We start from the raw sequence: 9,477 nt of genomic DNA, 5'->3' as shown, positions 1-9,477 counted from the left end.
TCGTAGATGGCTGCGTCGCCCGCTTTCGATGAGCGGCGGCGACCCTTGGAGCGGCAATAGGTGGGGCGCAACCCGTCGCCCCAGCCACCGCCCCACATCTCATCCCAGCGCGGCGAGCTTCTCCTCCGCCAGCCGATCCAGTTCTGCCCGCGTCTTCTTCTCCGCCGCCGTCTTTAGCTGGCCGCACGCCGCGTCGATATCGCGCCCGCGCGGGGTGCGGGTGGGGGCGGAGATGCCGGCTTCGAAGATGATGTTCGAAAATGCCTTGATCCGTTCCGGCGTGGAGCATTCGTAAGGCGCACCGGGCCATGGGTTGAACGGGATCAGGTTCACCTTCGCCGGCAGGCGATAGTGCTTGATTAGCCGCACCAGCTCGCGCGCGTCATCATCCGAATCGTTCTTGTCCTTCAGCATCACATATTCGAACGTGATGCGCCGGGCGTTATTCGCGCCGGGATAATCGGCGCACGCCTGAAGCAGTTCCTCGATGCCGTATTTGCGGTTCAGCGGCACGATCTCGTCGCGGATTTCCTTGGTGACGGCATGGAGCGAAACGGCGAGGTTGACCCCGATCTCCTCGCCCGCGCGCGCCATCATCGGCACCACGCCCGAGGTGGAGAGCGTGATCCGCCGCTTGCTGAGCGCAAGCCCGTCGCCATCCATGACGAGCTTCAGCGCATCGCGGACGTTATCGAAATTATAGAGCGGCTCGCCCATGCCCATCATCACGATATTGGTGAGCATCCGCCCTTCGGGCTGACTCGGCCATTCGCCAAGCCCGTCGCGCGCCAGCATCACCTGCCCGACGATCTCGCCGGCGGTGAGATTGCGGACGAGGCGCATCGTGCCGGTGTGGCAGAAGCGGCAGTTGAGCGTGCAGCCGACCTGGCTTGATACGCACAAGGTTCCCCGATCGGCATCGGGGATGAACACCATTTCGTAATCCTGCCCATCATCCGAACGGAGCAGCCATTTGCGCGTGCCATCGGTGGAAACCTGCGCTTCGATCACTTCCGGGCGGCTGATGACGAAGCGCTGCGCCAGCCACGGGCGCAAGGTTTTCGAGATGTCTGTCATCAGCTCGAAATCGGTGACGCCGCGATTGTAGATCCAGTGCCACAATTGCTTGGCGCGCAGCTTGGCCTGTTTCGGTTCAAGCTGCGAGGTTTCCAGCGCCATGCGCAGATCGAGCTTCGACAGCCCGAGCAGGTCGATACGCCCGTCGCTGCGCGGCGCGAGAATGCGCTCCACGGGCACGGGATCAATATGCCCCGGAATGGGCATGGGGGCTGCCGACGCTGTTTGCATGAGCGCGCACATAGGCGAAGTCGCGCCGTTTTTCCAGCCAGGGCGATTCAGTCGTGCGCGCAGCCAAGCGCGGCGGCGTCGATCGCGGTGGCGGCGCCGGTCAGCGCATAACTGTCCGCGAAGGGGCGGCCCGTCGGCGCGACGGCGGATATGCTCATGCTGCGCGCGCCCCGCATCGCCGCGACGATCGCGCGATCGGTGGCGGCATCGGGCGACCAGGCGGCGCTCTCGCGCGCGGAAAGCGTGAAGCGGCGATCGCCGATCGCAAGCGTCACGGGCGCGCCGATCCGGGCGGCGGCGCTCAGGCGCACGAATATGGCGCTGCGCCGCTCCCGCCCGAATCGGCTGATGACGCTGGCGAACGGTCGCCAGCGGGAGGCCGCGCCGGCGCGGATCGGCGCGGCGATCGCGAAGCAGCGCGCGGGCGCCGCGTCGCGGAATGCGCCCCAACTCTGCCACACGCCGAGCGTCGCGCGCCCTTCGGCGGCGGTGGCGAGCAGCAGGAGCGCGGCGGCGATCACGCCGGGGCGTAGCCCAGCCCGAGGTGGACGACCGATTCGCGCCCGCCCTCGATCATCGTGACGGTGCCCTGTGGATGGCCCGGCAGCACGGGCGCGCCATAATTGCCCACGGACGCGCCGGTCATCACCCCGCGCATCACGCGGCTGGAGATGCCGTGCATGATGACGAGCCTGTCCCCGGCATCCCGCGCGGTATCGGCGAGCCATCCCGAAACGCGGCGCGCGATGGCGGGATAATCCTCACCGTCGGGCGCGGGGCGCAACAGCCCCTGCGCGTCGATCACCGGCCCGACCGCGCCCACCACATCGGCATAATAGCGCCCGCCCCAGCTACCCATGCCGATCTCGGTCAGGCGCGGATCGACACGGGCGGCGTGCCAGTCGAGTTCCAGATGCTCGGCGACGATCGCCAGCGTCTGCAGCGCGCGGCCCGCATTCGATGCCCAGAGCGTCAGCGCGGGGCTCGGCCCGAGCAATTCGCGTAGCGCGCGGCCCATCTCCTCGGCCTGCGCGAAGCCCGCGCGGGTGAGCGGGGTGTGCGCCGCGTCGCCCTGCAGGCGATGGGCGGCGTTGAACACCGTTTCGCCGTGGCGCGCTATGAAATCACGGCCAAGGCGGCGGGGGAAGGATGCGTCCATGGCCCGGTCTTTGGACCAGCGGGCGGGCGTGGCGCAACGCCTTATCGCAGGGCGGGCGGGCGCGTGCGCGTTGTGGAACTTAGCTGGGCGATTTCAACCCCCTGTGTCCCAAAAGCAACGGATTTTCGTGTTTATCTGAGGTTCATGCAAAGTGCCGCGAGAAGGCCCAGATAGCCGGCGCGCCCCCAAGTTTCAGGGGACGGTTATCGAATGGAGTTTTTTATGCGTAAGCTCGTTATCGCCACCGCGGCAGCCGCGTTCGGCGCCGCCCTCGCCACCCCGGCGCTGGCGCAGAGCCAGGAGCCGTTCTCGGGTCCGCGTGTCGAAGTGCTGGCCGGCTGGGATCATCTCAACGCCGATGGCGGCAATAGCGATGGCCGCGACGGCTTCACCTATGGCGGCGCGGTCGGTTACGACGCGCGTATCGGCGGCGGTGCCGTGGTAGGCATCGAAGGCGAGATCGACGGCGCCACCACCCGCGCGCGCGCCTCGGGCATCCTCAACGCGACCGATTCGTTCCGCCTGAAGGCGGGCCGCGATCTCTATGTCGGTGGCCGCCTAGGTTACGTCGTGTCGCCCAAGGCGATGATCTACGCCAAGGCCGGCTACACCAACGCCCGCTTCAACGCGCGCTATTTTGATGGCACGTCGACCTATTATCAGAACAGCAGCAACCTTGGCGGCTATCGCCTGGGTGCGGGTGTCGAATATAATCTGACGCCGATGGCCTATGTGAAGGGCGAATATCGCTATTCGCATTACGGCCATGTCGACGGGCTCAGCAACTTCGATCCGAACGTGGATCGTCACCAGATCGTGGCGGGCGTTGGCCTGCGCTTCTAAGCGTGGACACAGCCTTCCAGCGAAAAGAAGGGTCGGGGCGCTTGCTCCGGCCCTTTTTCATTGGCTAGGGTGGATTGAACTGCCATCGAACTGCCCCGGCCGCTGCCGGAGGGCTGGGGGACGATAGAATGAAGGCGACGATCGAACGCGCGACGCTCCTCAAGGGGCTGAGCCATGTGCAATCGGTGGTGGAACGCAGGAACACGATTCCGATTCTCTCCAATGTGCTGATCGAGGCGACGGCGGAGGGCGCGCTGAAGCTGATGGCGACCGATCTCGATCTCCAGATCAACGAAAGCGTGCCCGCCGCGGTGGACCAGCCCGGCGCGACGACCGTTTCCGCACACACCCTGTTCGATATCGCGCGCAAGCTGCCCGAAGGCGCGCAGGTGTCGCTCTCCGCCGCCGACGGGCGGATGGCGATCGTGGCGGGGCGCGCGCGCTTCTCGCTCGGCACGCTGCCGCGCGATGATTTCCCGGTGATCGCGGAAGGGGAATTGCCGACACAGTTCGAAATCCCCGCCGAGGCGCTGAAGCAGATCATCGACAAGACGCGCTTCGCGATCTCCACCGAGGAAACGCGCTATTATCTGAACGGCATCTTCCTCCACGTTTCCGACAGCGATGGTGCGCAGCCGGTGCTGAAGGCGGCGGCGACCGACGGCCACCGCCTCGCCCGCGTGACGATCCCGCGCCCGGAAGGCGCCGATGGGATGCCCGACGTGATCGTGCCGCGCAAATGCGTCGGCGAGCTGCGCAAGCTGCTCGACGAGGTTGATGGTTCGATCGGCGTGTCCTTGTCCGCGACCAAGATCCGCTTCGATCTCGGGCAGGCGATCCTCACCTCCAAGCTGATCGACGGCACCTTCCCGGATTATTCGCGCGTCATCCCGACCGGCAATGACAAGATCCTCAAGATCGACCCCAAGAGCTTCATGGAGGGCGTCGACCGCGTTTCGACCATCGCGACCGAAAAGACCCGCGCGGTGAAGGTGGGGCTCGATCGCGACAAGGTGACACTATCGGTCACCAGCCCCGAAAACGGCACGGCGGCGGAAGAAGTGCCGGGCGAATATGTCTCGGCACCGTTCGAAATCGGCTTCAACAGCCGCTATCTGCTCGACATTCTCGGCCAGATCGACGGCGATCTGGTGGAAGTCCACCTTGCCGACGCCGCCTCGCCAACGCTGATCCGCGAGACTGACAAGTCTCCCGCGCTCTACGTGCTGATGCCGATGCGGGTGTAAGGCCGGGCGCGGCGAATCACCCGCCGCCGTGCAGGTTGATCTTCTGCCCGTTGGCATATTCGCCGTCGGTCGAAACGAAATAGGCCACCGCCGCCGCGACATCCTCCGGCGTGGAGACGCGACCGAAGGGCGATTGCGCATCGAGATCGTGGATGCTCGCCACCCCGCGCGTCGCCTTTGCCAGCCGCTCGCCCATGTCGGTCACGGTCAGGCCTGGTGCGACGATATTGGTGCGGATGCCGTGCTTGCGCTCCTCCTTCGCCAGCGTTTGCGCCAGCGCCTCGACCGCCGCCTTGCCCATATTGTACGGCGCGCCATTGGCGGCGTTGTAGAGCGTGGCGACGCTGGAAATCATGATGATGTCGCCGCGCGGGCGCGCGCGCATCGTGGGCAGCACCAGCTTCGCCATGTAATGCGGCGCGAAGGCATGGGTGCGCAGTACGCGCTCCAGCTCGCCCGGATCGGTATCCGCGACCGGCTGGCCCCGGCTGGCGATTCCGGCATTGTTGACTAGGATGTCGATCGCCGGGAAATCGGCCAGCACGGCGGCGACCAGCGTGGCGCATTCCTCGAACCGATCGACCGACGCGGCATAGGCTTTCGCCGTGCGCCCCATCGCTTCGATTTCACGCACCACTTCCGCCGCCGCATCGGCATCGCGGCGATAATTGACCGCGACATCGGCGCCATCGCGCGCCAGCCGCAGGGCGATCGCGCGCCCGATTCCGCGCCCGCCGCCGGTGACGAGCGCGACCCGCCCCGCAAGGCTGCTCATGTCTGTGCTCCCTTCTTGCTGTAATCCGGGCGCCGCTTCTCGAAGAAGGCGGCGATCGCTTCGTTGAAATCGGGGCCGGAGGCGCAAAGGATCTGGTTGCGATCCTCCATCGCCACCGCCGCCTCCAGGCTGGGTGCGTCGATCGACATGCGCAGGCATTCCTTGGTGAGCCTGAGGCCGAGCGGCGCGGTGGTGAGCATCGCGTCGATCAGCGGGGCGGCGGCCTCCTCCATCGCGTCATCGGCGACGACGCGGCTGACCAGCCCGGTCGCCAGCGCGCGATCGGCGAGGATGAAATCGCCGGTCAGCATCAATTCCGCAGCGACACTCGTGCCGACCAGCCGGGGCAGGAAATAGCTGACGCCGATATCGCAGGCCGAAAGCCCGATGCGGATGAAGGCGGCGTTCATCCGCGCCGATTCGCCCGCGATGCGGATATCGCTCGCCAGCGCCATCGCGAATCCGCCGCCGCACGCCGGGCCGTGGATCAGGCTGATGACCGGCTGTGGGCAATAACGCATCTTCATCACGATTTCCGCGATGCCGCGCTGATGGGCGAGCCGGTCGATCGTGTCGCGCTCACCGCTGCCACGCATCGCGGCGAGATCCAGCCCCGCGCAAAACGCGCGGCCAGCACCCTTGAGCACGATGACGCGGCACGCGCGATCCTTCGCGATGGCGTCGAAATAATCCGAAAGATCGGCGATCATCGCATCGTCGAGCGCGTTGAGCCGGTCGGGCCGGTTCATCGTCACCCAATCGACCTCGCCGCGCCGTTCGACCAGCAACGTCGCGTAGCCCATGCGCCCTCTCCCACAGTCCTGTTGACGCATCTTTCTACATAACTAATGTTATCCCGCAACCGTGGACGCCGGGCGATAGCCGGCGCCATGAGCGACAGGAGAGCGATGCGTGAAGCTGGGACCGGATATCGCGGCGATCGTCACCGGCGGGGCATCGGGCCTCGGCCATGCCACCGCCAGCGCGTTGCGCGCGGCGGGCGTGAAGGTGGCGCTGTTCGACAAGAATGCGGAAATCGGGCCGGATGCGGCGGCGGCGATCGGCGCGACTTATTGCGCGGTCGATGTGATGGATCAGGCATCGGTCGATGCCGGGTTCGCTGAGGCGCGCGCGGCGAACGGGCAGGAACGCATCCTCGTCAATTGCGCCGGCGGCGGGTTCGGCGCGCACAAAACGGTCGCGCGGTCGAAGCAAACCGGCGAGATCGAACCCTATCCGCTCGATAAATATATCAAGACGATCGAGCTTAACCTGATCGGCAGTTTCCGCTGCATCGTGGCCGCCGCCGCCGGGATGATGACGCTGGACGCGTTGCCCGACGGCGATCGCGGCGCGATCGTCAACACCGCGAGCGTGGCCGGCGAGGAGGGGCAGATGGGGCAGGTGGCCTATGCCTCGGCCAAGGCCGGGGTGATCGGCATGACGCTGCCGATCGCGCGGGATCTGATGAGCGAGGGCATCCGCGTCAACACGATCCTGCCGGGCATTTTCGATACGCCGCTGCTCGCGCGCGCCAAGCCGCAGGTGAAGGCGGCGTTGGCGGCGATGGTGCCCTTCCCGAAGCGGCTCGGCGCGGCGGAGGAATATGCGATGCTGGCGCTGGAGATGATCCGCAACGGCTATTTCAACGGCGAGGACGTGCGGCTTGACGGCGCGATCCGGATGCAGCCGCGATAGGGAGGGGCGCATGAACTTCGATTATTCCGACGATCAGAAGATGCTGAAGGATGAGGCGCGCCGCTTCCTCGCCGCGAAATGCGATGCGAAGGTGGTGCGTGGCGTGCTCGATGACGATACGCGCGCCTATGACGCGGCGCTGTGGCGCGCGGTGGCGGAGCAGGGCTGGCTCGGCGCGGCGATCCCGGAAAGCTATGGCGGGTTGGGCCTCGGCCATGTCGAATTGTGCGGGCTGGCGGAGGAACTGGGCCGCGCCTGCGCACCGATCCCGTTCGCCTCCACCGTCTATTTCGTCGCCGAGGCGCTGATGCTGTTCGGTTCGGAGGCGCAAAAGACGAAATGGCTGCCGAAGATCGCCGCCGGAGAGGTGATCGGCGCGTTCGCGACCAGCGAGGGCAAGGGGCCGGTGACCGCCCGCTCGATCCGCACAACCGTGAGCGGCGGTACGCTTTCGGGCGAGAAGATTCCGGTGACCGACGGCGATGTCGCGGATCTGATCGTCGTGCTGGCGAAGGATGGCCTGTATCTGGTCGAAAAGGGCGCGGGCGTGTCGGCGACGGTGCTGACGACGCTGGACCCGACCCGATCGGCGGCGCGCGTCACCTTCGCCAATGCCCCGGCGGAGCGCCTGGGTGACGAGGACGGCATCGCGGCGATGCAGGCGGTGTTCGATCGCGCGGCGGTGCTGCTTTCGTTCGAGCAACTCGGCGGGGCGGATCGCAGCCTTGAGATGGCGAAGGATTACGCGCTCGCCCGTTTCGCCTTCGGGCGGCAGATCGCGGGCTATCAGGCGATCAAGCACAAGCTCGCCGATATCTATGTGAAGAACGAGATCGCGCGCTCGAACGCTTATTATGGCGCCTGGGCGCTCAACACCTCGGCGGCTGAACTGCCGCTCGCCGCAGCCACCGCGCGCGTCGCGGCGAGCGAGGCGTTCTGGTTCGCGTCGAAGGAGAATATTCAGACGCACGGCGGCATCGGCTTCACCTGGGAGGCGGACCCGCAGCTTTATTACCGGCGATCACGGCAGTTGAGCCTCGTGGCGGGCGCGCCCGCGACATGGCGCGAGCGGCTGGTGAGCCAGCTCGAAACGCGCAACGCGGCTTAAGGGGGAGAGGCGAAAATGGATTTCAACGACACCCCGGAAGAAGCCGGCTATCGCGCCGCCGCGCGCGCCTGGCTGGAAAAGAACGTCGCCGAGCACAAGGCGCTTCCCCATGTCGACGATATGGCCGCCGCGCGAAGCTGGCAGGCGCGCAAGGCCGGTGCCGGCTATGCGCAGATCACCTGGCCGAAGGAATGGGGCGGGGGCGGGGGCACCCCGATCCACAGCGTGATCTTCGGGCAGGAGGAAGCGAAATTCCCCGTTCAATACGGCTATTTCACGATTGGCCTCGGCATGTGCGTGCCGACCGTGATGGCGTTTGCGGATGATACGACCAAGCGGCGCTTCGTCGGCCCGGCGCTGCGCGGCGAGGAAATCTGGTCGCAGCTTTTCTCCGAGCCGGCGGGCGGATCGGATGTGGCGGCGATCCGCACCCGCGCTGTGCGTGATGGCGATGACTGGCTGGTCAACGGGCAGAAGGTGTGGACCTCCGGCGCGCATTATTCGGATTACGGGATCGTCCTTGTCCGCACCAACACCGATGTGCCCAAGCACAAGGGGCTGACGATGTTCTGGCTTGATCTGCGCTCGCCGGGGGTCGAGATTCGCCCGATCCACCAGATGTCCGGCGGATCGAACTTCAACGAGGTCTATTTCACGGATGTCCGCATCCCGGACGCGCAGCGGCTCGGGGCGGTCGATGCCGGCTGGAAGGTGGCGCTGGTCACGCTGATGAACGAGCGGCTCGCGGTGGGCGGCGGCACCGGCGCGGGGCCGAAGGAAATCCTCGCGCTGGCGAAGGAACTGGATGCGGCGGATGGCCCGCTGATCCGCGACGCGGCATTCCGCCAGCGGCTCGCCGACTGGTATGTGCAGGCCGAAGGGCTGCGCAACACGCGGATGCGCACGATCACCGCGCTCAGCCGCGGGCAGACGCCGGGGCCGGAAAGCTCGATCGGGAAGATCATCGCCGCCAACCAGTTGCAGGAACTGGGCAATGCGGCGGTGGAGGCGGAGGATCAATACGGGATCATCAACGATCCGGCGCTGGTGCCATTGAAGGGCCTGTTCCAGACGGCGGTGATGAACGCGCCGGGCCTGCGCATCGCGGGGGGAACGGATGAAATCCTGAAGAACATCATCGCCGAGCGTGTGCTCGGCCTGCCCGGCGAGATCCGTGTCGACAAGGATGCCGCGTTCAAGGATCTCCCGGTCGGGCGGTGATCGCCGCGGCGCTGCTGTCAGGCGATGGCGCTGACGGCGTTGACGTAGATCAGCAGCGCGGCGGTGGCGAAGGAGGCGAGGCCGAGGGCAAAGGGGCGGAACATCTGTCTCTCCGTGG

The 9,477-nt window shown here is 66.5% G+C and carries 10 protein-coding genes; 5 read left to right on the top strand and 5 right to left on the bottom strand.

Annotated features, from left to right (window positions below; translation table 11 throughout):
• Window positions 1-99: 99 nt before the first annotated feature.
• The 3 genes from rlmN to Q0316_RS05395 all read right to left on the bottom strand — a co-directional run bounded on the left by rlmN (window position 100) and on the right by Q0316_RS05395 (window position 2,467).
• Window positions 100-1,284, bottom strand: a complete 1,185-nt coding sequence (gene rlmN, locus Q0316_RS05405) for a 23S rRNA (adenine(2503)-C(2))-methyltransferase RlmN (RefSeq protein WP_298670510.1) — start codon at window positions 1,282-1,284, stop codon at window positions 100-102.
• Window positions 1,285-1,355: 71 nt separating this feature from the next.
• Window positions 1,356-1,829: a hypothetical protein gene (locus Q0316_RS05400; protein ID WP_298670509.1), complete on the bottom strand. Its 474-nt coding sequence runs from the start codon at window positions 1,827-1,829 to the stop codon at window positions 1,356-1,358.
• On the bottom strand, window positions 1,826-2,467 hold the full coding sequence (locus Q0316_RS05395) for a histidine phosphatase family protein (protein ID WP_298670508.1): 642 nt from the start codon (window positions 2,465-2,467) through the stop codon (window positions 1,826-1,828). Before Q0316_RS05395 ends, Q0316_RS05400 begins: the two co-directional genes overlap by 4 nt.
• Before the next feature lie 222 nt (window positions 2,468-2,689).
• Between Q0316_RS05395 and Q0316_RS05390 the strand changes: the two genes are divergently transcribed.
• Window positions 2,690-3,310 carry a porin family protein gene (locus Q0316_RS05390; RefSeq protein WP_298670507.1) on the top strand — a complete coding sequence of 207 codons (621 nt, stop codon included), beginning with the start codon at window positions 2,690-2,692 and terminating at the stop codon, window positions 3,308-3,310.
• A 128-nt stretch (window positions 3,311-3,438) separates the two neighbouring features.
• Window positions 3,439-4,557 carry a DNA polymerase III subunit beta gene (gene dnaN, locus Q0316_RS05385; protein WP_298670506.1) on the top strand — a complete coding sequence of 373 codons (1,119 nt, stop codon included), beginning with the start codon at window positions 3,439-3,441 and terminating at the stop codon, window positions 4,555-4,557.
• Between the two features lie 16 nt (window positions 4,558-4,573).
• Here dnaN and Q0316_RS05380 read toward each other — a convergent pair whose 3' ends face one another.
• On the bottom strand, window positions 4,574-5,332 hold the full coding sequence (locus tag Q0316_RS05380) for an SDR family NAD(P)-dependent oxidoreductase (protein ID WP_298670505.1): 759 nt from the start codon (window positions 5,330-5,332) through the stop codon (window positions 4,574-4,576).
• A complete protein-coding gene (locus Q0316_RS05375) occupies window positions 5,329-6,135 on the bottom strand; it encodes an enoyl-CoA hydratase-related protein (RefSeq protein WP_298670504.1) in 807 nt (268 codons plus the stop codon). Before Q0316_RS05375 ends, Q0316_RS05380 begins: the two co-directional genes overlap by 4 nt.
• Before the next feature lie 109 nt (window positions 6,136-6,244).
• Between Q0316_RS05375 and Q0316_RS05370 the strand changes: the two genes are divergently transcribed.
• Genes Q0316_RS05370 through Q0316_RS05360 form a run of 3 tightly spaced genes read left to right on the top strand, consistent with a single transcriptional unit; the run spans window position 6,245 to window position 9,359 of the window.
• The gene (locus Q0316_RS05370) at window positions 6,245-7,030 is read left to right on the top strand and encodes an SDR family NAD(P)-dependent oxidoreductase (RefSeq protein WP_298670503.1); all 786 of its coding nucleotides are present in this window, start codon (window positions 6,245-6,247) and stop codon (window positions 7,028-7,030) included.
• Window positions 7,031-7,040: 10 nt separating this feature from the next.
• Window positions 7,041-8,138 carry an acyl-CoA dehydrogenase family protein gene (locus tag Q0316_RS05365; protein ID WP_298670502.1) on the top strand — a complete coding sequence of 366 codons (1,098 nt, stop codon included), beginning with the start codon at window positions 7,041-7,043 and terminating at the stop codon, window positions 8,136-8,138.
• Between the two features lie 15 nt (window positions 8,139-8,153).
• On the top strand, window positions 8,154-9,359 hold the full coding sequence (locus Q0316_RS05360) for an acyl-CoA dehydrogenase family protein (RefSeq protein ID WP_298670501.1): 1,206 nt from the start codon (window positions 8,154-8,156) through the stop codon (window positions 9,357-9,359).
• Window positions 9,360-9,477: the final 118 nt, after the last annotated feature.

The sequence above is a fragment of the uncultured Sphingomonas sp. genome, assembly GCF_937871615.1.
In the GTDB taxonomy this organism is placed as follows: Bacteria; Pseudomonadota; Alphaproteobacteria; order Sphingomonadales; family Sphingomonadaceae; genus Sphingomonas.
Note: the sequence above shows the minus strand (reverse complement) of the source record. Positions and strands in the feature narration are given on the sequence as shown.